At 54.0% G+C, this 23978-nt stretch carries 21 protein-coding genes and 1 pseudogene; 10 read left to right on the forward strand and 12 right to left on the reverse strand.

Annotation, left to right across the window (positions count from 1 at the left end):
- Positions 1–218 precede the first annotated feature (218 nt).
- The 3 genes from K6958_RS05450 to cdiI all read left to right on the forward strand — a co-directional run bounded on the left by K6958_RS05450 (position 219) and on the right by cdiI (position 2365).
- Complete coding sequence (locus tag K6958_RS05450) at positions 219–578, forward strand: TehB family protein (RefSeq protein WP_249893709.1); 360 nt, start codon at positions 219–221, stop codon at positions 576–578.
- Positions 579–1204: 626 nt separating this feature from the next.
- A protein-coding gene (locus K6958_RS05455) for an IS1-like element IS1A family transposase (protein ID WP_103215986.1) occupies positions 1205–1902 on the forward strand; the annotation gives its coding sequence in 2 pieces (ribosomal slippage) (positions 1205–1454 and positions 1454–1902; 699 coding nt in all).
- Between the two features lie 112 nt (positions 1903–2014).
- Positions 2015–2365, forward strand: coding sequence for a ribonuclease toxin immunity protein CdiI (cdiI, locus tag K6958_RS05460; protein ID WP_249893710.1), 351 nt, complete (start codon positions 2015–2017; stop codon positions 2363–2365).
- Positions 2366–2412: 47 nt separating this feature from the next.
- Here cdiI and K6958_RS05465 read toward each other — a convergent pair whose 3' ends face one another.
- From K6958_RS05465 to norV, 4 genes are all read right to left on the reverse strand, one after another.
- Positions 2413–2625 (reverse strand): SymE family type I addiction module toxin, encoded by a 213-nt coding sequence (locus tag K6958_RS05465; protein ID WP_249893711.1) that lies wholly within the window; start codon positions 2623–2625, stop codon positions 2413–2415.
- A 232-nt stretch (positions 2626–2857) separates the two neighbouring features.
- Complete coding sequence (gene tehB / locus K6958_RS05470; RefSeq protein WP_249893712.1) at positions 2858–3721, reverse strand: SAM-dependent methyltransferase TehB; 864 nt, start codon at positions 3719–3721, stop codon at positions 2858–2860.
- 14 nt (positions 3722–3735) lie between these two features.
- Complete coding sequence (gene norW / locus K6958_RS05475) at positions 3736–4869, reverse strand: NADH:flavorubredoxin reductase NorW (protein ID WP_249893713.1); 1134 nt, start codon at positions 4867–4869, stop codon at positions 3736–3738.
- A gap of 4 nt (positions 4870–4873) precedes the next feature.
- Positions 4874–6340 (reverse strand): anaerobic nitric oxide reductase flavorubredoxin, encoded by a 1467-nt coding sequence (norV, locus tag K6958_RS05480; RefSeq protein ID WP_249893714.1) that lies wholly within the window; start codon positions 6338–6340, stop codon positions 4874–4876.
- A gap of 157 nt (positions 6341–6497) precedes the next feature.
- Here norV and norR point away from each other — a divergent pair, with 157 nt between their 5' ends.
- Entirely contained in the window at positions 6498–8012 is a 1515-nt protein-coding gene (gene norR, locus K6958_RS05485) for a nitric oxide reductase transcriptional regulator NorR (protein WP_249893715.1), read from the forward strand.
- 656 nt (positions 8013–8668) lie between these two features.
- Complete coding sequence (locus tag K6958_RS05490; protein ID WP_249893716.1) at positions 8669–9646, forward strand: Rpn family recombination-promoting nuclease/putative transposase; 978 nt, start codon at positions 8669–8671, stop codon at positions 9644–9646.
- A gap of 97 nt (positions 9647–9743) precedes the next feature.
- Here K6958_RS05490 and K6958_RS05495 read toward each other — a convergent pair whose 3' ends face one another.
- The 3 genes and pseudogenes from K6958_RS05495 to K6958_RS05505 form a co-directional block, all read right to left on the reverse strand.
- Complete coding sequence (locus K6958_RS05495) at positions 9744–10538, reverse strand: SIR2 family protein (RefSeq protein ID WP_249893717.1); 795 nt, start codon at positions 10536–10538, stop codon at positions 9744–9746.
- A complete protein-coding gene (locus K6958_RS05500; RefSeq protein ID WP_249893718.1) occupies positions 10535–11095 on the reverse strand; it encodes a non-canonical purine NTP pyrophosphatase in 561 nt (186 codons plus the stop codon). The genes K6958_RS05495 and K6958_RS05500 overlap by 4 nt, the downstream gene beginning before the upstream one ends.
- 153 nt (positions 11096–11248) lie before the next feature.
- Positions 11249–15052 (reverse strand): annotated as a pseudogene (locus K6958_RS05505) (NAD(P)-binding protein).
- An 858-nt stretch (positions 15053–15910) separates the two neighbouring features.
- Between K6958_RS05505 and K6958_RS05510 the strand changes: the two are divergent.
- A complete protein-coding gene (locus K6958_RS05510) occupies positions 15911–16288 on the forward strand; it encodes a S24/S26 family peptidase (protein WP_249893719.1) in 378 nt (125 codons plus the stop codon).
- A gap of 25 nt (positions 16289–16313) precedes the next feature.
- Here the strand turns inward: K6958_RS05510 and mazF are convergent, their stop codons facing one another.
- Together mazF and K6958_RS05520 are read right to left on the reverse strand one after the other, a co-directional pair.
- A complete protein-coding gene (gene mazF, locus K6958_RS05515) occupies positions 16314–16646 on the reverse strand; it encodes an endoribonuclease MazF (RefSeq protein ID WP_249893720.1) in 333 nt (110 codons plus the stop codon).
- Positions 16640–16891 carry an AbrB/MazE/SpoVT family DNA-binding domain-containing protein gene (locus K6958_RS05520; protein WP_249893721.1) on the reverse strand — a complete coding sequence of 84 codons (252 nt, stop codon included), beginning with the start codon at positions 16889–16891 and terminating at the stop codon, positions 16640–16642. The genes mazF and K6958_RS05520 overlap by 7 nt, the downstream gene beginning before the upstream one ends.
- 268 nt (positions 16892–17159) lie before the next feature.
- Here K6958_RS05520 and K6958_RS05525 point away from each other — a divergent pair, with 268 nt between their 5' ends.
- From K6958_RS05525 to K6958_RS05535, 3 genes are all read left to right on the forward strand, one after another.
- On the forward strand, positions 17160–17369 hold the full coding sequence (locus K6958_RS05525) for a YdgH/BhsA/McbA family protein (protein WP_249893722.1): 210 nt from the start codon (positions 17160–17162) through the stop codon (positions 17367–17369).
- Positions 17370–17739: 370 nt separating this feature from the next.
- Positions 17740–18771: a cell division protein ZapE gene (gene zapE / locus K6958_RS05530; RefSeq protein ID WP_249893723.1), complete on the forward strand. Its 1032-nt coding sequence runs from the start codon at positions 17740–17742 to the stop codon at positions 18769–18771.
- A gap of 170 nt (positions 18772–18941) precedes the next feature.
- Positions 18942–19799 (forward strand): glucose 1-dehydrogenase, encoded by an 858-nt coding sequence (locus K6958_RS05535; RefSeq protein WP_249893724.1) that lies wholly within the window; start codon positions 18942–18944, stop codon positions 19797–19799.
- Between the two features lie 47 nt (positions 19800–19846).
- On the opposite strand, the gene K6958_RS05540 is transcribed toward K6958_RS05535, so the two are convergent.
- Positions 19847–20668, reverse strand: a complete 822-nt coding sequence (locus K6958_RS05540) for a Cof-type HAD-IIB family hydrolase (RefSeq protein ID WP_249893725.1) — start codon at positions 20666–20668, stop codon at positions 19847–19849.
- A gap of 183 nt (positions 20669–20851) precedes the next feature.
- Positions 20852–21241, reverse strand: coding sequence for a winged helix-turn-helix transcriptional regulator (locus K6958_RS05545; protein WP_249893726.1), 390 nt, complete (start codon positions 21239–21241; stop codon positions 20852–20854).
- A 127-nt stretch (positions 21242–21368) separates the two neighbouring features.
- Here K6958_RS05545 and K6958_RS05550 point away from each other — a divergent pair, with 127 nt between their 5' ends.
- Complete coding sequence (locus K6958_RS05550; protein WP_249893727.1) at positions 21369–22427, forward strand: NAD(P)-dependent alcohol dehydrogenase; 1059 nt, start codon at positions 21369–21371, stop codon at positions 22425–22427.
- Positions 22428–22480: 53 nt separating this feature from the next.
- On the opposite strand, the gene sad is transcribed toward K6958_RS05550, so the two are convergent.
- Entirely contained in the window at positions 22481–23869 is a 1389-nt protein-coding gene (gene sad, locus K6958_RS05555) for a succinate-semialdehyde dehydrogenase (protein ID WP_249893728.1), read from the reverse strand.
- Positions 23870–23978: the final 109 nt, after the last annotated feature.

A 23978-nucleotide genomic window follows, 5' to 3' on the forward strand; every position in this document is an offset into this window, starting at 1 on the left:
GCTGATCGTGTGCCGTCATATAAGCTTTAGCCTGCGGCAGCGCATTGTCGGCATGACAATCTGCTGTCAAAAAGACAGCATAGAGTCGCGTCTTTTTAACAATTAAACGCGGCGGTTTTAAAGTAACTTTTTGATATTAATGTTTTTATGGGAGCTGGCACAGGGGTTGCAATAAAAGAATAACTAAAGCATTAATGATAAAATAAGAGGATCTCATCATGGCACATCGCATTCCTGAACATTTCGTCCATACCCGTTCCACGCCGTTTTGGAATAAAGAGAGCGTGCCGCGCGCGCTGCTGACCCACCACAATACCAAAAAGGGCGTGTACGGCCGCCTCTCTGTGATGCGCGGCGCGGTGAAATATTATGGTTTTGCCAGCGAACATGATGAAACGCCGGAAATCGAAGTGGTAATTGAAGAAGGGCATTTCGGCATTAGCCCGCCCGAGTACTGGCATCATGTGGAACTGCTGACCGACGACACCTATTTCAATATCGATTTCTTCGCCGATCCGGCAGAAGAGCTGCAGGGCAAGGGCATCGGACAGGTGGTCAACACCCATAAAGGCGCATAGTTTTTAGCCTGGCGCGTCGGCAGGCAGGCGCATCCCGCCTGTCGATGCTTATACCAGCGTGGCTTATTCCGGCAGCAAAATAGCCTGAATTTGCCGATCGTTACCAACAAAAGCGGACACACTTCACAAAATAATATTCTGGAGGGATAACGTTTGACCTTGTTATCTACTCAAGCAAGGTGCAAACAATAAAGCTCCAATTTTACCCGGGGCTTTTGTCGTGGCCGGATTAGTCGCCATTTTTAGAACAACTATGCTTAGTTTGCTAATGTGCTCGGCGGAACAGGATTAAATATATCGAAATATTACTAATATATAAATCTGATATACCTCACAAAAAAAGTTAATTTACATTGATATAAATCCAACGCAACATTCAAATTATTTTAAAAAGGAGTTTAAACATTATGCAAGAATTAACTATTTCGCAGTGCAACGTTGTATCTGGCGCGGGCATGGGCGCATTTACTTATGGAGCTTCCTGCTGGTGGTAGCAACGAGAACGAGATTTATCAAATCATTATGTGGCACGATATTTTTTATAGTTGCATTCTCAATCTTTAAATATTTCGGTGATGCTGCCAACTTACTGATTTAGTGTATGATGGTGTTTTTGAGGTGCTCCAGTGGCTTCTGTTTCTATCAGCTGTCCCTCCTGTTCAGCTACTGACGGGGTGGTGCGTAACGGCAAAAGCACCGCCGGACATCAGCGCTATCTCTGCTCTCACTGCCGTAAAACATGGCAACTGCAGTTCACTTACACCGCTTCTCAACCCGGTACGCACCAGAAAATCATTGATATGGCCATGAATGGCGTTGGATGCCGGGCAACTGCCCGCATTATGGGCGTTGGCCTCAACACGATTTTACGTCACTTAAAAAACTCAGGCCGCAGTCGGTAACCTCGCGCATACAGCCGGGCAGTGACGTCATCGTCTGCGCGGAAATGGACGAACAGTGGGGCTATGTCGGGGCTAAATCGCGCCAGCGCTGGCTGTTTTACGCGTATGACAGGCTCCGGAAGACGGTTGTTGCGCACGTATTCGGTGAACGCACTATGGCGACGCTGGGGCGTCTTATGAGCCTGCTGTCACCCTTTGACGTGGTGATATGGATGACGGATGGCTGGCCGCTGTATGAATCCCGCCTGAAGGGAAAGCTGCACGTAATCAGCAAGCGATATACGCAGCGAATTGAGCGGCATAACCTGAATCTGAGGCAGCACCTGGCACGGCTGGGACGGAAGTCGCTGTCGTTCTCAAAATCGGTGGAGCTGCATGACAAAGTCATCGGGCATTATCTGAACATAAAACACTATCAATAAGTTGGAGTCATTACCAACGAGAGTACACTGCAACAGCAGGTGGAATTAAGTTCCAAGTTTATTTAGATCAAACTACAGGAACAGTAGAGAACTTTTTCCCGGTGACTAAATAATGAATGAATATATTTTTAAAAAGATAGATTATGATAATGATCCTGAATGGGTCATTAAGGATTATTTTAATTCCATGAATTTGCAGGGAAAGTTTTTATGGATGCTTCCTTATATTATAAGTAAAACTGGATGCGGAGTGAATGAAACTTATTGCATCTTTCCCGATAAAAACGATCCAGATCCTGATAGCCATTTTGAAGGAATCATGTTTGGTGTCTGGGAAGGAGAAATAATAGTACCAGAAGAAGTTGGTCTTAAATATACTCGTCTGGCGTGTGAAAAGTATCTGAGGCTTCATCCTGAAGATACAGAAAAAGTAAACAGTTTACTGTCTAAACTTCCCGGCTGATAAATAGATCCCGGCTACCAGGCCGGGATTTTACTTAGACCCGTCAGCTATTTCTTCCCGGCCAGCCGGATGATCAACTGGCCCGGCCCGGCGATCACCTCGATCTTCTGGCCGGTCTCAAACCCCAGCGCCGTCCTCCATCGGCCTTTAAGGGTAATGGAGAGCGACGACTCAAACTTCCGCTGTTCCCGGATATAACCCATGATGTAACGGCGGGGTGTGGACGTGCCTGTCTCTGGCTTATGATGTTGCGCAGTCATAATAGCTACCCTCAGCGTCTGCATAATCACCGGCTCTGGCAGTGGGGCCGGGTGAGTTCCAGGCAACCAGACATCATATTCATCTTCAACGCGTCCCGAACCTGATAGCCAAATGGCTAAGATCAGCTACGAAACATTAAACAAGGCAACCGGCGCACTGTTTAATTGGTAATCCTTAAACAATAAGCCCGGCTGCGCCAGGCTTTTACCTTCCACTCTTAACCCTTCATCTTTAACGCGGCTTACGCGCCAGCAGCGTCGCGAAGCGCAGCTTAATACGATTACCTTGCGCGTCGGTTTTATGCAGCGCGCCGGGGTTTTCGTTATACTTCACAATATCCCAGCCGTCATAATAGCCCAGCAGCTCGCTACGGCTAAAGGTAAAGGGGAACGGCATCGGGCAGGGATAGTCCGGCGTGCTCATCGCCGCGACAATCAGATTGTGGCCGCCCGGCGCGGTGGCCTGCTGCATCTGAGCAATCAGCCCGGGAATCGTCTCCGGCTGCAAAAACATCATCACCACGGTCGACAGCAGGAAATCGTACTGCTTCTCAATCACCACCTGATTTAAATCGCACTGCTGCAGACGAATGCCTTCCAGCTCTTCGGTGGCGATAATCTGCCGCAGGCCGTTCAGGCTGTCGCTGTTTTTGTCCCAGCCTTCAACCTCAAAACCCTTCTGGTGCAGATAAAGCACGTTGCGCCCATTGCCGCAGCCCAAATCCAGCACGCGCCCCGGCGGAATGATTTTTGCCGCTTCCACCACCTCGGAATGCGTCGGCGTCAGCTGATAGCGGCGGTGATAGTAATCCTCCGGCTTACAGTAAAGCGCCAGCTGACACTCCAGGTCCGGGCTGAAACCGGTAACGCGGTGCAGCTGTTCCGGCCCCAGGCGCGGCGGTTGGGAATCTGCGGTTAAAGTTAAGGTCTCGGTTATTTCGCCCAGCTCAGTCAGCAGGGCGAGATCCAGCGTGCCTTTATACAGCTTTGGCTGCGCCCAGCTGCCCGCCTCGGTGCGGTAAGGCTGCTGCCAGGCGGATGGCAGGGTATCACTGGTCCAGCGCGGCAGCGTTTGATAACAAATCAGGTCGGTCATGTTTGACTCCGTGTTTAACGGCTTAACTGTTTCAGCAAGGGAAGCGCCTGCTTCATATGATCTTCACTGACCACGAACGCTTTTAGCTGTCCGGCGGCGTCCAGCCCTTTCGCCACGATGCCCGCTTTACTGAACTGCATCTCCCAGTTCAGCTCCGCATTACCGGCATTACCAGCCAGGTGCAGCGGCAGATCCGGCGTTTTAACCCTGACCAGCATCGCCGGCAGGCTCAGGCTGGCGCTGTTGCCGGTCAGGTTTTTCGCCAGCGTCATCGCTGCCAACTGGGCCGGCTGCAGGTACGGCATCAGCTTGCCCTGAATCTCTGCACAGTCGCCCAGCGCAAAAATATCGGGATGCGACGTGGTTAGCCGATCGTCTACTACAATGCCGCGTCGCGTTGCCAGGCCAGCCTGCTGCGCCAGGGCGATATTCGGCCGCAGGCCAATAGCGCACACCGCCGCATCGCAGGTAAGCTGCTGACCGTTGCTTAGCGTGGCGACCAGCGTATCGTGATGGCACGCCAGCGAAGCCAGCTCGCAGTTAAAACGCATCTCTACGCCTGCTTGCAGTAGGCGATGTTGCAAACGGGCGCTGATTTCCGGCGGCATCAGCGCGGATAACAGGCCGCCGCTGCGATCGACTACCGTCACCTGTTTACCGGCGCGGTTAAGGTCCATCGCCAGTTCGGTGCCGATCAGCCCGCCGCCAAGCAGCAGCACGCGTTGCGCGCCCTGCAGGTTCTCTTCACACTGGCGATACTCCTGCTGGCTGTTCAGGGTATACATCAGCTCGCTGCCATTGATGGGCGGCACCAGCGCCTCGGCGCCGGTAGCCAGCACCAGCTTGCCGTAAGAGAAGTCGCCCGCCGTGGTCTCAATGCGGTGCGCGGCGGCGTCAATGCGCGTGACCCGTGTATGCGGATGCAGCATGACGTTGTTTTTCTCGGCATACTCGGCGGCGGTGACGCGGGTTAAATCATCGGCCCGCTGCGCCAGCGAGAAGACGTGGCTCAGTTCTGGCTTGTGGTACTCATCGCAGCTGTCTGCTGCAATCAGGCGAATAGCCACCTCTTTATTCTGCTGACGCAGATTTTTAATCAGCTGGCGGGCGGCAAAGCCAGAGCCGATAATGATAATTTCTGATGACATGTTCTTAGCCCTCGTACGGGTCAAAAACGTCTTTGCCCATGCCGCATTCCGGGCAGAGGAAATCGTCCGGCACGTCAGCCCAGGCGGTGCCCGGCGCAACGTCCTGAGAATCTTCGCCGGTCGCCGGGTCATACACCCACAGGCAAACGCTACAGATCATTTTTTGTCCGGCATCGCCTGCGGCGGCGCTTTCCGGGGCGGCGCTAACCGCAACGTCCAGCGCGGCGGCAGGTTCATCCACCGGTTTTGGCTGTGCGGTTTTTTCCGGTAGCGGAGAAAGCGCCCACTGGCGGGCAATGGTGCGGCCATGCTCGCGGCACGCTTCCAGCGCGTTGCCGTCCGGGCGCCATTTGGTTTTCAGGCTCAGCGACATCTCAAAGCCTGCGTCCTGTAGACGAGTAGAGAGACGATCCACCGCGCCGCCGCTCCAGCCGTGTGAGCCAAAGGCGCTGGCGTGTTTGTTGCGGAAGCGCAGGCCGGTCATCTCTTCCACCAAACCGGCGATTTTCGGCATCATCACGTTGTTCATGGTAGAGGTGCCCACCAGCACGCCTTTTGAGCGGAAAACGTTGGTCAGGATTTCGTTTTTGTCGCTGCGCGCCACGTTAAAGATTTTTACCGCTACGCGTGGGTCAACTTCGGTAATGCCCTGAGCAATGGCATCGGCCATCATGCGGGTATTGTTGGACATGGTGTCGTAGAAGATAGTGATGCGGTCTTCCTGATAATCTGCCGCCCATTTCAGGTAAAGCTCGACAATCTGCGTTGGGTTATCTCGCCATACCACGCCGTGCGAGGTAGCGATCATGCTCACCGGCAGGTTAAAGCCGAGGATCTCATTAATTTTCGGCGTCACCAGGCGGCTGAACGGCGTCAGGATGTTGGCGTAGTAACGCTGGCACTGTTCGAACAGCTCTACCTGATCCACTTCGTCATTAAACAGATGTTCGTCGCAATAGTGCTGACCGAAAGCGTCGTTGCTGAACAGCACCGCATCCTCAGTCAGGTAGGTCATCATGCTGTCCGGCCAGTGCAGCATCGGCGTTTCCACAAAGATCAGCTTTTTGCCGTTACCGATATCCAGCGTGTCGCCGGTTTTCACCACGTTAAAATTCCATTCCGGATGGTGATGATGGCCGTTAATCGAATCGATAGCGTTTTCGGTGCAGTAGATCGGCGTATTAGGAATCCGCGTCATCAGCTCGGTCAGCGCGCCGGCATGGTCCTCTTCCGCATGATTAATGATGATGTAATCGATCTTATCCAGATCGATCTCCTGCATCAGGTTCGTCACGAATTCACGGCTGAACTTATGGTCAACGGTATCGATCAGGACGTTTTTCTCTTCTTTGATCAGATAACTGTTATAGCTGCTGCCGCGCAGCGTTTTATATTCGGTCCCATGAAAATCCCGTACTTCCCAGTCACGTTGGCCTACCCAGGTAATATTATTTTTAACGTGAATGCTCATTTTGATTCCTCAACAGGTTCAGAAAGTTTCCTTTGCTATTGCACAGGGCGTGCCAGTTTTTATTTTGTTGATTTTTAAAGAATTTAATTTTAATGGTTGTTAAAATGACAATTGAGGTTTATTGTTTTTTTGACAATGGCATTGTGGAAACGACAGCATGACAATCTCAGTTGAGGGTCTGGCCGCGCTGGCGGTAGAGATCCAGAACGGTCTTTCCCGCTCCGATCGCTTTAGCCGTATGATCGGCAGCATTCATCATCTGCTGCGGTGCGACGCCACCGCGCTGTTGCGCTATGAGGCGCAGCATTTTCGCCCGCTGGCCACCGCCGGGCTGGCGCCGGATGTGATGGGGCGGCGCTTCAAAATCGAGGCGCATCCGCGTCTGGAGGCGATCGCCCGCGCCGGAGACGTGGTGCGTTTTCCCGCCGACAGCGATTTGCCCGATCCCTACGATGGGCTGATCCCCGATCGGCATGAGCTGCACGTGCATGCCTGCGTAGGACTACCGCTGTTTTCCGGACAGGATCTGATCGGCGCGCTAACCCTGGACGGTATGAATGCCAGCCAGTTTGATGCGTACAGCGATGAAGAGCTGCGCGTGGTGGCAAGCCTGGTCGGCAGCGCGCTGAACAACGCGCTGCTGCTGGAGCAGCTGGAGCAGCCCGGCAATGCCTTTACCCTTAGCAACCAGCGCCAAAGCGACAGCAGCGAAATGATTGGCGAGTCGCTGCCGATGCAGCAGCTGAAAAAAGAGATTGGCGTGGTGGCGCCGACCGATCTTAATGTACTGATCACCGGCGAAACCGGCGTCGGCAAAGAGCTGGTGGCGCAGGCGCTGCATCGCCAGTCGGCACGTGCGGCCAGCCCGCTGATTTATCTGAACTGCGCGGCTCTGCCGGAAACGGTGGCGGAAAGCGAGCTGTTCGGCCACGTGAAAGGAGCATTTACCGGCGCGGTACACGATCGTACCGGCAAGTTTGAAATGGCCGACAACGGCACGCTATTTCTCGATGAAATCGGCGAACTGCCGCTGACGCTGCAGGCGAAGCTGTTGCGGGTACTGCAATATGGCGATCTACAGCGCGTCGGCGAAGATCGGCATCTGAAAGTGGATGTGCGCATTCTCGCCGCCACCAACCGCGACCTGCGCCAGGCGGTGGCGGACGGCAGCTTTCGCGCCGACCTTTATCATCGCCTCAGTGTGTTTCCACTACAGGTGCCGGCGCTGCGCGAACGCGGCGAGGATATTATTTTACTGGCCGGTTACTTTTGTGAGAAATGCCGGGTGAAATTTGGCTTACAGCATATTGCACTGAGCGCGGCGGCGCGCAATATGCTCAGCGGCTACGGCTGGCCGGGCAATATCCGCGAGCTGGAGCATGCTATCTATCGCGCCACTATCGTCGCGCAGGCGGATGCGCGCAACGGCGATATACTGCTGATGCCGCAGCATTTTTCGCTGGATAACGCGGCAGAACTCACGGCAGAGGTACCGCCATTGGCCGAGGCGTTGCCGCAGCAAAACCTGCAGGACGCCACGCGCGATTTTCAGCGGCAGTATATTCTGCGTGCGCTGCAGGCCAGCGATAATAACTGGGCCGCCTGCGCCCGACGGTTGGAAATGGACGCGGGCAATCTGCATCGCCTGGCGCGGCGGCTGGCGCTGAAGTAACGCTGTTATGCGTATCGCGAGCCGCAAATCCAGCCGGAAGAAGCCTGGCGTAACGGCATCGCCCAGTGCAACAGCGGCTCGCCGAATGAGGTCTGGAGCTACGGTGAAGAGAACTGGGACGCAATATCAGGGCGGGCAGTGGCTGACGGTAGAAACGCCGCTGAGCGTGATTCCGGTGCTGGTGCGTGCCGAAGCTGACCCGGCGCTGCGCGCCTGATTGATCGTAACCCCTTGCCTGAGGAAGTAAACCTCAGGTAACCAGCTTAGCGAGAAATGCGTCCTGCGCTTTATGTAAGGCATCCTCCTTCGAAACACTTTTCGTACCATCAGGCTTAATCCATTTTTATTAGCGCGTCATTACCGCAAAAAATTTGCGGCAGATAAATTATGAGCTTTGACGGAGCGCCAGCGGAGGTAATTTATTTTTATTTAAAATAAGGCTAAAAAATAATAAATTAATAATTTTTTAATTACTGAGTTTTTAGCGTTAACTATTTTAAAGAGATTTAATAATCATAGTTAGTAATACGATGCGTTAATTTATTTTTTCTGTGGTTAGGTTATATTTATTGCTCCGAATCGTACTGTCGCCAATAAATGAATTCAGGGAGGCTGACTATGAAGGACGCTATTTTTTATTTTCAAAGTACGTGCTGATGAAGAAAAAAAGCCGAACCCCAACGCCCCATGATGCCACGTTCCGCCAGTTTCTGACGCAGCCGGATATCGCCCGGGATTTTATGGAGCTTCACCTTCCGCAGGCGCTGCGCGCCATTTGCGATCTCAGTACGCTGAAACTGGAGTCCGGCTCGTTCGTTGAGGAGGATCTCCGTCAGTACTTCAGCGATGTGCTTTACAGCCTGAAGACCTCTGCGGGCGATGGCTATATCCATGTTCTGATCGAACATCAGTCGACCCCGGATAAACACATGGCGTTCAGACTGATACGCTATGCCGTGGCGGCGATGCAGCGCCATATCGAGGCGGGCCATAAAAAGCTGCCGCTGGTGATACCCGTGCTGTTCTATACGGGCAAACGCAGTCCGTATCCTTATTCCACCAGGTGGCTGGATGAATTTGATGACCCGGAAGTGGCAGAGCAACTCTACGGGAGCGCTTTTCCGCTGGTTGACGTCACGGTTATACCTGACGATGAGATTATGCATCATCGCGGTATGGCAGCCCTTACGCTGCTGCAAAAACATATTCATCAGCGTGACATCGCCACTCTGATGGATCGTCTGGCTATGCTGCTGATAGCCGGTTATCTTTCTTCACCGCAAGTCATGGTGCTGATACACTATCTACTACAGGCAGGTGAGTCAGCCGACGCCGAAGCCTTTGTTCGCGAACTGGCACAGCGTGTGCCACAACACGGAGACGCACTTATGACCATCGCACAACAGCTTGAACAGAAGGGCATTGAGAAGGGCATTGAAAAAGGCATCGAAAAAGGTATTGAGAAAGGTATTAAGAAGGGTATCCAACTGGGTGAACAGCGCGGCATTGAGAAGGGCCGTAATGAAGGAAAACTTGAGGTGGCACGCAGCCTGCTAAAAATGGGTATGTCTTGTGAGTCGATTCTGGAAGCGACAGGCCTGACCGAAGACGAACTGGCGCAGCTTCATCACTGATCTTTTCCGTTTTGTATAAAAGGAGCCATGCGCCGCTTCTTCAGCAGAAAGGGGCTTTTCTGCTGCTCTTTGTTTGCCACGGTGCTACCCTCTCTCCTCAGGCGATCAGCTCAGCAAGAAACTCACCCAGCGCTTTGCGCGGGTCATCCTCTTCCGAAACAATCATCTCAATGCCCCACTGGCCCAATACTTCTCGCGCCACCGGATTATTACGATTGGTAAACAGATAAGAAGTGGGGCGGGCGGAGGCTAGCCCAGTACGGCCCCAGATTTTTGTCAGGCGATAAAACAGCAGGCGGATATTAAAGTCGCTGATGCTGTAACCGACAAACAGTACCGAATTGCCCATCACGTCGTGCGTCAGTTTAATATCCAGCGGCGAATCGAAATAGAGCCGCTCAAAATAACTGCTTTCATCCAGCACAATAGAGGTATCGTCATCAAAATCGCCGTGTAGCTTAATAATATGACGGCGGTTTTCGGTAAGCGAAACCAGATCGGCGGCGTTCGCTACCTTGTAATAGGGCACCTTGTGCGCATCGTGCGCCATCTCCAGCCAGCGATCGTAGTTGGTGGTATAGATGCGCGAGAAGTGCCCCTGGGTGATCATGGTATGGATTTCTGAGGAACGCACATCAATATCGGGGCGGTGCCATTCGCGGTCCATCCAGCTGCGCAGCGGGCCCAGCGATCCCTTTTTCTGTTTGTAGTATTCCGCCAGCGATAGATGCGTACCGTAGGTATTGAAAATTTTGGGATCGTAACCCAGTTCCTGAGCAAGATGGGCAATTAGCTCATGCCACTCCGGCAGCCCTAAATTGCGTGAAACGCCCGCCCCGGCGAATAAAATCAATTTACCGGTATCGTAGGCGCGTTTCAGTTCTGGTTTCATGGCAGGCTCCTTGCGGTTTTCAAAAAGGCGGCAAAACGATCCAGCGCCAGCCGCCGCATCGAAATCTCATGCTTTAGCTCGCCCATTTCGGCGAAAGTTTGCGTATGGCCCTCCGGCACGAAGATACAGTCCCAGAGAAATTCACGCGGGCCTGCCGGTTCTGCAACGATCTTACCGCGAACCTCGCCGGAAAATTGATACATTTTGCGCCCGTCGCAGTAGCCCAGTACGGTTTTTGCCGTGGCGCTCTGGCTGTCCAGCGCATGCACCAACGCGGTAAAGCGATCGGCATCCAGTCGATGCCAGAAAATGCGCGTTAGCCCGGCGGGCAGGCCGTTCAGGCCGTCCAGATAAAGGCCGGTATGCTCAACAAACAGCGGGCGTCCAATCAGGGAGAAGGCTTTGGTCAGCTTGTCGCGCACCAACTCTACTTCATCTTCCGTTTGTATTTCCTCAATCCGACAGGCGACGGGCAGCACTTCTACGCCGATGGGCTCAAGGATTTTACGTACTTCGTCCAGCTTTAGCTCATTGCTGGAAAGAAACCGTATCTTCATTGCTTCACCTAAATTTATTTCTGCCGGCATGGTTATGATTATGAGCGCAGGATAGCGCCGACCGGTGACAACCAGTGTAGACCAGATGGGGATAGGCAGGCAGCAGGGAAAAGCGGAGAGGGCATCGGGCAGGGCGCCCGATGCCGGTTACGTTTAGTAGCGCGTTTCCTGCGCTTTTAATGTACCTGCGCGCTCTTTAACAAACTCAGCCGCGCGCTTGCCCGCCAGGAAGGCGTGATCGGAATTGTAGTATTCCCACTCGCTGTAGCGCCCTGACAGTAAAATATCCTGCTGCAATAGCCAGTCACGAATCAGCGCGATACTCGCCTTACGCGCATGATCGTATACGACATAGGCGTAAGGAATATCGACCTGATTGGCGGTCAGTATCGGGTCGTCGGCGTTGATCATACCCACCGCGATGCACTCCTGAATGCAGCGCTAAATGAGCGCATCGCCTTCTGCCGGCAATGGCTTATCCGGCGAATAGCTGATTTCAAAGGTTAAACCGCAGCCGCCCGGCGGGTTGCAGTGCGGGCTGGCGTTGCCCTGCACAAAGATACGGTGAAACAGCGTATCGCCGGGATAATAGATCCAGTGCTTCTCGGTCAGGTCGGCGCGTCCGACGCCGATATTGACGCAGCGAATAGAGACATGACGCAGTTTAGCCACCGCCTCATGGATCTCCGGCGGCGCTTCATCACCAATCATCGCAATCAGCTGCGGCAACGGCATGGTGCTGATCAGTTGATCGTAGCGATAGCGTCGGCCATCCGTCAGCACGGCGATATGCTGCTCAGGATGCAGTTCGGCGAGGATGCTATTGGTCTCCAACTCGCAGGTCAGATGCGGTAGAAAACCGTGCATCAGCGCCTGGAAGCCGCCTTTCAACGGATAGCCAAAGCGCGCATTCGGCCCCATCGGCTTTTCCAGCGGTGCCAGCGCGCCCTCGATAATCTGCGCCAGATCTGGCAGCGGCACGCGTCCGCCCAGCCACGAGGTTTCCATCTCGGTTAGCGGCAGCGCCCAAAGTTTCCGATTATACGGCAGGGCGAAATGTTTGGCGATGCCGCGGCCCCAGGTACGGAAAATAAACTGCTCGAAATTCTCCGGCTGCGCCTGCTCCCGCTCGGCATAGAGATCGCCATCCGGCACCGTGCCGTCGGCGCAGCAGTCGTGACGCTTAGCGACCGGCTGCGCATCGTTAACCCCCTCTGCCGCTTCGCCGCTGACGCCATAGCGCGCTTCGATCGCGCCAAGAATGCACTCTTTAATGACCTCGGCGGGCAGCCCATGCAGCGATCCCTGGAACGGATAGCGGGTATAGATGCCGTCGTTGTAAACCCAGGCTTCGCGCATCTGCCAGTGCAGGTTATCGCCCAGCAGCATCTCATACATTTTCAGCACATAAGGATCCTGCGAAAACATAATGTGGCCGGCGTAATCGAAGGTAAAACCTTTATCGGTAATCGAGCGGCACCAGCCGGCCGGCGTGGCATTTTTTTCCAGCACTACCGCGCCTTTGCCATAATGATAGCCTGCGCTCAGCCCGGTGGGGCCGGCACCGATAATCAGACAGGGGATCACTGATTGTTGTTCAGAGACAGGATTCAGACGGCGGGTAATTTGCTGTACTTCATCGGCAATAACCGGCGGGGCGGTTTCCGGCACCGGGGCACGCGTCGTGGCCGCGCCTTTTTTCATCAGCGCATACATCTGTTCTGCCGCTGCGTCCCAGGAGGTAGCCGCAACCACTGCCTGCATACGTTGCGCCAGCTGCTGATTCTCTTCCATATTCATGCTTAATGCCCGTTCACAGGCATGAACAAACTCTTCAGCGCTGTAAGCGATAGCAACCAGCTCAGCGTAATGACGTGCGACATCAGTGATCGCGGTGCTGACGATCGGCAGCTGCGCCGCCATATACTCCAGCACTTTGGTTGGGCTGATAAACTGTGTCGAGGCGTTTAGGGCAAAAGGCATCAGGCAGACATCCCAGCCGGCAAGGAACTGCGGCAGCGCCTCGTAAGGCTGCTGTCCCAGCCAGTGAATATTGGCGCGCTGTGGCAGCGTAGCCGGATCGATTTTTACCACCGGGCCGACCATGACGATTTGCCATTCTGGATGCGCATCGGCCAGCGCGGCCACCAGCGACAGATCGAGACGTTCATCAATCACGCCGTAATAGCCAAGACGCGGACGCGGCAGCGCCTGCTGTTGCGGATGCCCGTTGCTGCGATCCAGCGCCTGTTCAAAATGCACGGCGTCCACGCTGCTGGGAAAGCAGTAGATAGCATGGTGCTTGTTCTTTTTCGCTTCATACAGACTAGAGCCGCCAGTAAACACCAGATCGGCGCGTGTCATCAGCGCCGACTCACGCTGCTGAAGCTGACGCGGCGCCATATTAAAAGCGGAAAGCTCATCCATACAGTCATAGATCACCAGCGAAGGGGTAAATGGCGTAAGCAGCGGCAGCGCCATCGGCGTATAGAACCAGACGATTGGCTGCTCTTTTTCATCCACCAGCTCTGCCAGCAGCAGTTGCAGCGTCGCGATTTGATCGTCATGAAAACCGGGAGCGGAAATCGGCGTATGCGGCTGGATTACGGTAACGTTGGGGGCGGGATTGGAATAATGCAGCGTTGGCGAGCCCGCATCGTAAATCGGCTCTTCAATAAACAGCACACGATGATACTGCGCCAAACGGGACAGCAAATGCTGCGGACGCTGAAAAACAAAACCCCAACGCAGATGGCTAAAAACAATCAAGGTCTTTTGCTGCATACCATTCTCCTTATTCTCCGCTGCCGGAGCGATAAACGACTGAAAGTTCAGTAAAGTCCGTTGCGCCTGGCGCAGTGCTGTGGCGTACGGTTGGTTGATGACGCGAAGAAAAGGATCGGGGCCGTCGCGGTCGAGATCCCATAGCCCGCTACGCGGCCAGGCCAGTAAATCATTCCATGCTGGCCGGTCAATAATGGGATAGAGACAAACGCCGCACAGCTCTGCGCCGCCAAGCTGTGCCTGCGCGATATGAGCGGTTATCTCTGCGATCCAGACGCCGCGCCCGCTGCCGATATGGCTGGTTTCCGAAAGCAGCACCGGGCGTTGATAACGTTCATGCAACTCCTCCAGCATCTGATGCAACGGCTTACGCCGTCGATCGCCAAGATGCCAGTGCAGCCGGTTCATCGATGGGATTTCCCACTGGTTATCGTGGTAATAGTTCGCCCCAATCAGATCGAGATAGCGCGGCGCGCCGCCCAGTTCCGGCGCCAGCCGGCCGCTTAGCATGTCCCATGCCTGAAACTGCGCATTGCTCATTGACTGCGCCATCTGCTTCGCCTCTGGCGTATCCTCTTCGGAAACCAGATGGATAATCGGATCGCAGTGCAGAATGCGCGCGCGGCTGTCGACCTGCCAGATGGCGTCGCAGGCGGCCAGCGTGGCCTTAACCAGCTGACGTTTACAGGCGTCGGCGGGATCCTGTTCCGGCAGATTAGCGCAGGGGAATAAGCCAACGGCAAGGCCCCAGCTCAGGAAAGAAATTTCATTGATCGGCGAATAGATGGGCGGCCGCGTGGACCAGGGCGCAAGGAAGCGCGCGGCGGCGGCGCAAAAGGCGGCGAAACGGGGAATAAAATCAGCTGAAAACAGGGTGAGATCTTCCGGCCAGCCATAGTGACAGAGCGTCCAGCAGATCTGAATATCCTGTTCCTGCGCCGCCTCAAGACGTGAAACCAGTGAGGAAAAATCATATTCACCGTCATGTTCAACCAGCCGCCAACCGATACTTTCGCGTACTGTCTTAATTTCAAACGCTTTTAGCGCGGCATAATCTTCTTTAACCCGCGTCTGGTGAGCGTTAATTTTGTTCATCGCTAACCGCGTGCCGTGCGGGTTAATATGATCCGCGCCTTCATAACCTGCCTGCCAGAATGAGGCAAAAGGTGTCATCATTATTTCTCCTGTGGTTCTGCCCGCATAAAACGCAGACAGCCGCATTCGCTGAAGCAAAAAAGACAGGACAAAATCCGCTTAAATTTTGCAGAACATTAAAAACATGAACGGTGGGCACATCGTATTTGCTGTAGTAGCAAGAGTAGAAACGGGGGTGCCCTGTTAAAATGATAAAGCGACAACTAATTAAGCGCGGTTACGCTTGTTATATTGATTTTGTTGGATAATTTCGCGGGGTTATCGGTTAGCTTAAGTATAGGTAACCCTTCACCCTTCGCAAGAAGTGTGGCTGTAACATGAGTAAGTTAGGAATTTCCTTACTATTACCCAGGTTAACTGGGGAGTTTTATTGATGTTTTTGTCGTAACAGGCGTAACGCTAACTGAGCCGACTGAGTTATTTATTAAACTTGCGAAAAATTATTAAATGGCTGAATAAATCCATCTTTAAAAATAAACGAAACGTGGGTTTTCCAGCAATTACTGGGCGTGCCATCTTTTTATTTTCCTGTAGTAAAGCTGGCGCTTTGGTTATATATAAAAAAACAGATTAACCATAAAAGAAAGGTTAATTCCGATAAGCATAGGGGCGGGAAGTCTAAACACTTGCTGCGCCCGATAATGCTAACCAGCGCACCGCGTGCGACATTCTGCACTATCAGGACCCGGCTATCAGGATATGGCCCCTTATGCCAGCACGGAAGAACACGCCGTTCTGGTGGACCCGTAACTAAGAAAAATCACATAATCACCGGTAATTATTAAATAAGATCGCGCAATCTGTTTTTGCCGCTTCGCTTTATTTCCAGCCTTCCTTGCGCTGTATAAAAACACAGTGCAAAGGGGAGGTTAATTTATGGAATTCCCATCACCAGCGACGGATTATGTCGAAAAGCGGCTTTCGCTTGATGACCTGTGTAATACCCGTGCGCCGTCAGTTTATTTTTTTAAGGCGACCAGTTCGGTGGAGTGCGCCGGTATATCACCCAGGTCAGTTCTTATTGTTAACAGTGTGCTCAGTCCGGCCGATGGCAGCGTGATTATCGCCAGGCTAAAGGGGGAACTCCGCCTGGTGCGCTATCGGGTTTCATCCGTTCCGTTTTTGGAAGAATTGGCCCGCCCGGAACGCCGTATGCCGCTTAGTGAAAATGAGTTAGAAGGGGAAGAATGTGTCTGCTTTGGAGTGATAACGCACGTTCTGAACGAGGCGCGCGTGCTGAAAGACCAGTTTTAGCGACTGGGACCGCGGTCCCAATGCATCAGCCTACCAGCAGTCGGGAAATCACCCGGACGGATTCCAGTTCGGCCGCTGTCACGCGTCCTTTTTTCGTTGCTTCGCGTGCGCGCCAGTCGAGGCTTTTTACCTGGTCGGCCAGCACTGCCGATCCGGGTTGGCTATCCAGCTGCACCTCGAACGGATAGCCCTTAATTTTCGTGGTCATAGGGCACCAAACCATAAGACCGACCATCTCGTTATACTGCTTTGCACTCAATACCAGCGCGGGGCGATGGCCTGCCTGCTCATGGCCGGCTTGTGGGTCAAAGTGCAACCATACGACGTCGCCTGCGTCCGGCACGTATTTAGCTACCATGCTTCTTTTCCGACCTCATCCGTGAACGCTTCACTGTGAATATTTTCAGGCGTTACCTTTGCCAGCAGGGCTTCCAGCGTGGGCGCCGGCGTTACCGGCTCAATCACCAGCTGCGGGCGGTTATCACTGCCAAAAACCACATTAACTTCGACCTCGGCGTCTACATCCAGCGCCATAGCTGCCATCAGCTGGCTGGGGATCCTCACGGCGGGGCTGTTTCCCCAGCGCTTGATAGTCTGTCGCATTTTTCTTTCTCCCTTGCATCAACGATGTATATACAAAAAGTTGGGACCGTGGTCCCAATCGTTTTAACTATGGTAGGCGAGCCATGTCCGCGTCATGGCGTCGCGGATGTTGTCGGCCGGCCCCACCCAGCTGTAATTTTATCTTTTTCAAATTTTATGAATTAAATAAGCAAAACCTTCTGCTTTTTCACCTCGCAGTTAACGCCTATGATTTATAGAATCGGGGAATGGAGCCTCATTGAAACGAAATTAGACGGGATTTATTATCATGAAAAACATCAAATTTTTTGCTGATTTTATCGGCCTTTCTGGCCTCTCTTTTAACAGCTTTGCTGAAAGCATTACGGCAACCGCGCTGCCCCTGGATGCTGCAGAAGCAAAAATTGTGGCTCAGGCGCAGCAGCAGGGCGCAACCTATAAAATCACCGAGGCGAATTTTAATAAGGGCGTGCATATGACTGCTGAACTGATGAAATAACATTTGCCTGGGACCCTTTTACTATTCAACGCATTCGCCCTGGTGAAATCGACCCAGCCGCCAACGATCGGGCTTTCGGCCCGCTTGTTGTCATCGATCATATGCTGATAGAGAGCGGATCGCAGATCGCCATGTATCAGTACGTTAACGATGAGATCCTGCACTATGTCTGGCGTGACGCTATCCTGCTCTGTTTCCAGATTGATGTTGCAGCCAAGGCGACGCGAGCCAGACAGATCGGCGGACAATAAACCCTGCCGGTGAGCGATGCTTCACGCTCACCGTTTCTTCACCAGGAACATCTCATCCTGCTGCTATTATCGGCCGCCCTGGCTATGATAGCGGGCGGATAAACCAACAGGGCAGCGAGATGATTGAAGCACGGCAGCAGAGGAGATCTGCTTTTCACCAGGCCATGCAGCAGCAGGCCACAGAAAAAAACCTCGTTCTGGATGAGCAACAGCGGCAGCTTATCGCCCGCCTCGATGCGCTAATCGCGCCGCTGCTGACGTGCGCGCCGCAGGTACATCACGGCATCTACATTTGGGGCGAGCCGGGACGCGGTAAATCCTTTATTGCCGATGCGTTTTTTCACTGGGCTCCGCTGGCGCAGAAAAAGCGCGTGCATTTTCACCTCTTCTTTCGCGAACTGCACCAGATTATTGCACGCGGCAGTAGCGTTAAAGCGGCTATCGACGCCTGTATTGGCGGCTGTCAGCTGCTCTGCTTTGATGAGTTTCATCTGCATGATATTGGCGATGCGATGTTGATTAAACCGCTGCTGGAGCAGCTGTTTCAGCGCGGCGTTTTACTGGTCGTTACCTCAAATCATCCACCGGAAAATCTGCTGGCTAACCCGCTTTATCATCAGCGTTTTGTCTCCTCTATTGCGCTGATCAGAGCGCAGATGGAGGTGATTGCGCTCACCGGAGAGCAAGATTACCGCACGCTAACGCACGATGCGCAGGGGGCATTCAGTCTCGGCGGGTTGCTGATTTCCGTCAGCCAGACGCAGCGGCAACGGCTGGGGCTGCCGGAAGTGGGACAGAGGCCGCTGCCGCTTCAGGTAGGCTATCGCACCCTGGAAACGCTTTCGCCTGCCGGAGCATTTTTGCATTTTTCTTTTAGCGCGCTGTGCGAAGCGCCGACGGCGGTAATGGACTATTTATCGCTCTGCGAGCGCTACCCGCAGTGGCTGATAGAAGATGTGCCGCCGTTATCCCGTGTCTCGCCAGCCGTTCAGCAGCGTTTTATTAACGTGGTTGATGTGCTTTACGATCGCCAGTGTCGGCTGTTTTTGACCACCGACTGCAGCTTATCGATGCTGACGCAGGACGTGGAGCTGGATGATATTCAGCGTACCCAAAGCCGCCTGAATGTGCTGCCGGTTTATTCGGGCTAAAGCGCCTGCGCGTTGCCGCTGCGCTTGCGTTACGAGTGAGTCAACTATACTGAAACGGTAAGCGGTTATTCAGTCAAAGCAGCTTATCGCGCTGTATTGTCTGAATAATACGATCCTTAATCGTATCAACGGCCTTTGCCGCTATTCACCAGCAAGGAGACGTTTCTGTTATGACCAGTCGACCACAGCCGCCGCAACCAGAACAACAGCAGGATGTACCCGGTTCTATCTTTGATATGCAACCCGCGCCGGATCACGGTGAAACCAGCTATAAAGGTTCTGGCCGTCTCGCGGGGAAAAAAGCAATTATTACCGGTGGGGATTCCGGGATCGGTCGCGCCGTGGCTATCGCCTATGCGCGTGAGGGGGCTGATGTGCTGATCTCCTATCTGGATGAGCATGAAGATGCCAAAGATACCGCCCGTCTGATTGAAGAAGCGGGCCAGAAAGCCGTGCTGGTGCCGGGTGATATTACCGAAGCGGAGCACTGCCGCCATATTATCCAGCAGGCGGTGAGCAACTTCGGCCAGATCGATATTCTGGTCAATAATGCGGCCTTTCAGATGACCCGCGAGTCGCTGGATGAAATCAGCGATGAAGAATTCGACCGGACAATGAAAACCAATCTCTACGGCATGTTCTATCTGTGCAAAGCGGCAGTACCGCATATGCCTGCCGGTTCAGCGATCATCAGCACCGCCTCGGTAAATGCTGACCAGCCGAAACCGAAGCTCATCGCCTATTCAGCTACCAAAGCTGCGATTGTTAATTTTTCCGGCAGCCTGGCCGCGCTGTTGGCTGAGAAGGGCATCCGCTCTAACGTTGTGGCGCCGGGACCAATCTGGACGCCGTTGATCCCGTCTACTATGCCAGCAGAGCAGGTAAAAAATCTGGGAAGCGAAGTGCCGTTGCAGCGCGTAGGGCAACCAGCTGAACTGGCGCCAGCCTATGTGATGCTCGCCAGCGATGAAGCCAGCTATATTTCCGGCTCCACCGTTGCCGTTACCGGCGGCGTGGCGGTGATCTGATAAGCGTTGACGGCAGCCGTATGCTGCCGTCGTGGAGACAGGCGCAATCAGTAGAAGGGATACTCTTTCGCCAGCAGGCGCGCGATCACATTGAGCGCGCCTTCGTCATCATGGCTCTCGGTACGGTAACGTGCCGACGCCTTCACCGCCTCCGTGGCGTTCGCCATCGCAAAGCTGTAACCTGCATGACGCAGCATTTCGATATCGTTGCCGCTATCGCCGATAGCCACCACTTCGCAATCATCAATGCCCCAACGCTGCTGGAGCAGGCTGATACCGTGCGCCTTATGCAGACCGGGAATGATCAGATCGACAAAACCGAAACCGCTGGAAACCGGGTGCACAATATTATTTGTCGCATTAAGCGCTTTGGTTAAGCGTTCAATCAGCGGGGCGACGCCTTCATGCGGCAGATTCAGCGAGAATTTAAAAATGGTGTCGTCGATATTATTGAGATCGGCGCACTTTTCCAGGCGGCGATAGTGGTTTGACAGGAGCGCCACCACTTCATCCGGCATCGACGGTGGAATATAAGCGCTGCGTTTACCGCAGACCACGGTATGAATTTCCGGTTCGTCAGCCAGCATCGCCAGCACCTCACGGACCTTCTCCGCGCTGAGCTCACCACAAAACACCTCTTCATCCCGATCGCTGATCCAGGCGCCATTTTCCGCCACGAACGCAATTTCACCAGCAATTTCAGGGAAGTAGCTGTGTAGCTGATAATACTGATTGCCACTGGCCACGACAAAACGGATGTTTCGTTCTTTCAACTGAGCATACTGACGCAAAAAACGCGTTTTGTTGTAACGCTTGGCGGAATCCAGAAACGTTCCGTCCATATCCACCGCCACCAATTTTACCGCCACCGGGTTCTCCTTCAGATAACTGATGATCCTCTCTCCTGGCATCGCCTTGCCGTGCACGCCGGGATACAACGCTAAGAAAGAGACAGATCCGCTGTTCGCCTGCGCAGCCAGCGTAGGTTAAACGATCGAGCTATTATGCGGATCATTATATTATTGTTAAATTATTCTTTTGACTCGCAAGAGCTAGTCGGCTTCACGGCTGGCCTGGAGCGCGGCCTCCATCGCATCCAGCGCCGCCTTGTTTTCCAGCCCCCACTGATACATTTGCTCAATGGGCTGGGCGAATTTCCAGCCCAGCTCCGTCAGCTGATATTCCACCTTCGGCGGCACTACATTATAGACATGGCGCTGAACCAGCCCACGCTGTTCAACTTCGCGCAGCGTCTGAATCAGCATTTTCTTAGATATCCCTTGCAGGCTGCGCTGTAGCTCGCCGGTACGACATTTCCCGCCTGGCCAGTGATAAAGCGCATGGATCACCATAGTGGTCCATTTCACGGCAAACAGTTCCATCAGCCGTCGTGGCTCAGAATCGGCATAAAAATATAATTTTCCATCAACGAGGGTTGGCATATGGTTACCTTTTGGTGACTATGGCCCTAAAAGGTAACTACTACCAAAGCAGAAACCTTATGTCTATAGTAGCGCCCCTGGTTATTCAGGCCTGACCTGAAAGAGAAACCCTGAGCGGAGCACCCCGATGAAAATTAATGCAATCATGGCGCACGCGGCGGACGCGCCGCTAACCAATGGCCAGATTACGCTGCGCGACATGCGCGCAGATGATGTCAAAATTGAGATTCTTTACTGCGGTGTATGCCATTCTGACCTGCATATGGCGCGCAATGAGTGGGGCGTCAGCCGATATCCGCTGGTGCCAGGCCATGAAATTGTCGGGCGCATTACGGAAACGGGCGCGCAGGTTTCCGCTTTCCGCCCCGGAGATCTGGTTGGCGTAGGCGTGATGGTCGGCTCCTGCGGCCACTGTGATTACTGCCAGCAGCAAGAAGAGCAATATTGCGCCGCGGGCTTTGTGCCAACCTATAATGGCACGGACAGCATCAGCGGCGAGACAACGCGCGGCGGCTATGCGCAAAGCATGGTGGTGAACAGCAAGTTTGTGGTTAACGTGCCGGAAAATCTCGATCTGAAAGCAGTGGCACCGCTGCTTTGTGCGGGCGTGACTACCTGGTCGCCGCTGCGTCACTGGCAGGTTAAGGCAGGCGATAAGGTCGGGGTAATCGGACTGGGCGGTTTAGGCCATATGGCGGTAAAATTTGCTGCCGCGCTGGGCGCGGAGGTCACGCTGTTTACTACGTCAGCCGGTAAAGAGCAGGATGCGCGTCGGCTTGGCGCAAAGCACGTGGTTATTTCCCGCGATGCTGAACAGATGGCGGCCTGGCAACATCGTCTGGACTTCATCCTGGATTGCGTCGCGGCGCCTCATGATTTAAATCCTTACCTGAATACGCTGCGCGCCAATGGTCAGCTGGTGCTGGTGGGGATCCCGGAAAATCCGCATCCGGCGCCGGATATCACGCCGATGGTTTTCCGTCGTCTTAGCGTGAGCGGCACCTCTATCGGCAGCATTCGTGAAACGCAGGAGATGCTCGATTTCTGCGGCGAGCACAATATTACCGCCGACGTAGAGTTAATTAGCGGCGATGGGGTAGAGCAGGCCTTTACGCGGATGCTGAAAAGCGAGGTGAAATACCGTTTCGTGATTGATATGCAGGCGACGCGCTGGAGCAACGACTAATAGCAAAACCTGCGGCCTGAAGAGGTATCTTCAGGCCGCAGAGGCGGAGCGGGTTAGCGGCGATTGCGCCACACGGTTTGCACATTACAGAACTCATGCAGACCAAAATGTGACAGCTCACGGCCAAAGCCGCTTTTTTTCACGCCGCCGAAGGCAACGCGCGCATCGCTGGCGCTGTAGCCATTGATAAACACGCCGCCGCACTCCAGACGTTCCGCCATGTCAGCCGCCAGCGTTTCATCGCCGCTATAAATGGTGGCCATCAGACCGAAATCGCTGTCGTTAGCCAGCTGTAGCGCATGTTCAGCATTATCCGCCACCGTGATAGCCGCCACCGGGCCAAACATTTCCTGGCGAAACGCCGTCATTTCTGGCGTCACGTTGCCGAGTACGGTCGGCAAATAGTAATTGCCTTCACCGGCCAGCTTATCGCCGCCGGCCAGCAACGTTGCGCCTTCCGCCAGCGTCGCCGTAACCTGCTGATGAAGCTCATCGCGTAAGTCGTAGCGCGCCATCGGGCCGATAGTATTTTCTTCCACACGCGGATCGCCCATCTTCAGCTGCTGTACCGCTGCGACAAACTTTTCGCTAAAGGCATCGGCAATCTCGCGCTCAATAATAAAGCGCTTGGCAGCGGCGCAAACCTGTCCTGTGTTCTGATAGCGTCCGGCGACCGCCGCTTTGACGGCTGTCTCCAGGTCGGCATCTTTCAGCACAATAAAGGGATCGGAACCACCCAGCTCCAGCACGCATTTTTTCAGCGCCGCGCCCGCCTGCGCGCCGATAGCCGATCCGGCCCGTACGCTGCCGGTTACCGTAACTGCGGCAATACGTGCATCGTTAATCGCCTGGCTGACGCCCGCGTTAGTGGCGTTGATTACGCTGAAGACATTGGCTGGCAAACCGGCATCGTTAAACAGTGCCTCGATCAACAGCGCGCAGCCCATCACGTTTGGCGCATGTTTCAGCAGGTAGCTGTTGCCGGCCAGCAAAATCGGTACCGCGCCGCGCAATACCTGCCACAGCGGGAAATTCCACGGCATGACCGCCAGCACCGGGCCAAGCGGACGATACTCGATCACCGCCTGATTATTTTCTACCAGGGTCGGCTCGGTTGCCAGCATGGCGGGACCCTGTTCCGCATACCAGTCGCAAAGCTGCGCCGATTTCTCTACCTCAGCGCGCGCCTGTAGAATCGGTTTGCCCATCTCGGCGGTAATCATCTGCGCCATCTCCTCGCTACGCGCACGGATCGCGGCAGCCAGATCGCGCAGCTTCTGCGCGCGTAGCGTCAATGGCTGTCGACGCCATTGCTGGAATGCCTGATGGTTAGCGGCGATAGCGGCATCCACCTGCTGTTCGTTGATATAAGGGCGGGCGGAAAGCACGTCACCGCTGGCGGGATTGCGTGAAACCGCATGAGTTGCTGCTGAAAATGACATAACCGTTCCTCAAAAAGTACTGTAGCTGATGCGGTTACCTTAATAGTCGCCAGTCATGATGAAAAGTGAATAATCCTGAGGGAGTTGCTGCCAAAAAAAGAATGCAGCC

It is taken from the genome of Mixta hanseatica, from assembly GCF_023517775.1.
In the GTDB taxonomy this organism is placed as follows: Bacteria; Pseudomonadota; Gammaproteobacteria; order Enterobacterales; family Enterobacteriaceae; genus Mixta; species Mixta hanseatica.

Bases quoted from the DNA above. Each gene is read 5' to 3' on its own strand.
- cdiI (WP_249893710.1), top strand. From the start codon at position 2,015: ATGAATGAATATATTTTTAAAAAGATAGATTATGATAATGATCCTGAA.
- K6958_RS05545 (WP_249893726.1), bottom strand. From the start codon at position 21,241: ATGCCAACCCTCGTTGATGGAAAATTATATTTTTATGCCGATTCTGAG.
- K6958_RS05495 (WP_249893717.1), bottom strand. From the start codon at position 10,538: ATGAAACCAGAACTGAAACGCGCCTACGATACCGGTAAATTGATTTTA.
- K6958_RS05490 (WP_249893716.1), top strand. From the start codon at position 8,669: ATGAAGAAAAAAAGCCGAACCCCAACGCCCCATGATGCCACGTTCCGC.
- K6958_RS05450 (WP_249893709.1), top strand. From the start codon at position 219: ATGGCACATCGCATTCCTGAACATTTCGTCCATACCCGTTCCACGCCG.
- K6958_RS05535 (WP_249893724.1), top strand. From the start codon at position 18,942: ATGACCAGTCGACCACAGCCGCCGCAACCAGAACAACAGCAGGATGTA.
- tehB (WP_249893712.1), bottom strand. From the start codon at position 3,721: ATGACCGACCTGATTTGTTATCAAACGCTGCCGCGCTGGACCAGTGAT.
- mazF (WP_249893720.1), bottom strand. From the start codon at position 16,646: ATGGTAGCTAAATACGTGCCGGACGCAGGCGACGTCGTATGGTTGCAC.
- norR (WP_249893715.1), top strand. From the start codon at position 6,498: ATGACAATCTCAGTTGAGGGTCTGGCCGCGCTGGCGGTAGAGATCCAG.
- K6958_RS05500 (WP_249893718.1), bottom strand. From the start codon at position 11,095: ATGAAGATACGGTTTCTTTCCAGCAATGAGCTAAAGCTGGACGAAGTA.
- norV (WP_249893714.1), bottom strand. From the start codon at position 6,340: ATGAGCATTCACGTTAAAAATAATATTACCTGGGTAGGCCAACGTGAC.
- K6958_RS05520 (WP_249893721.1), bottom strand. From the start codon at position 16,891: ATGCGACAGACTATCAAGCGCTGGGGAAACAGCCCCGCCGTGAGGATC.
- norW (WP_249893713.1), bottom strand. From the start codon at position 4,869: ATGTCATCAGAAATTATCATTATCGGCTCTGGCTTTGCCGCCCGCCAG.
- K6958_RS05465 (WP_249893711.1), bottom strand. From the start codon at position 2,625: ATGACTGCGCAACATCATAAGCCAGAGACAGGCACGTCCACACCCCGC.
- zapE (WP_249893723.1), top strand. From the start codon at position 17,740: ATGATTGAAGCACGGCAGCAGAGGAGATCTGCTTTTCACCAGGCCATG.
- K6958_RS05510 (WP_249893719.1), top strand. From the start codon at position 15,911: ATGGAATTCCCATCACCAGCGACGGATTATGTCGAAAAGCGGCTTTCG.
- sad (WP_249893728.1), bottom strand. From the start codon at position 23,869: ATGTCATTTTCAGCAGCAACTCATGCGGTTTCACGCAATCCCGCCAGC.
- K6958_RS05550 (WP_249893727.1), top strand. From the start codon at position 21,369: ATGAAAATTAATGCAATCATGGCGCACGCGGCGGACGCGCCGCTAACC.
- K6958_RS05525 (WP_249893722.1), top strand. From the start codon at position 17,160: ATGAAAAACATCAAATTTTTTGCTGATTTTATCGGCCTTTCTGGCCTC.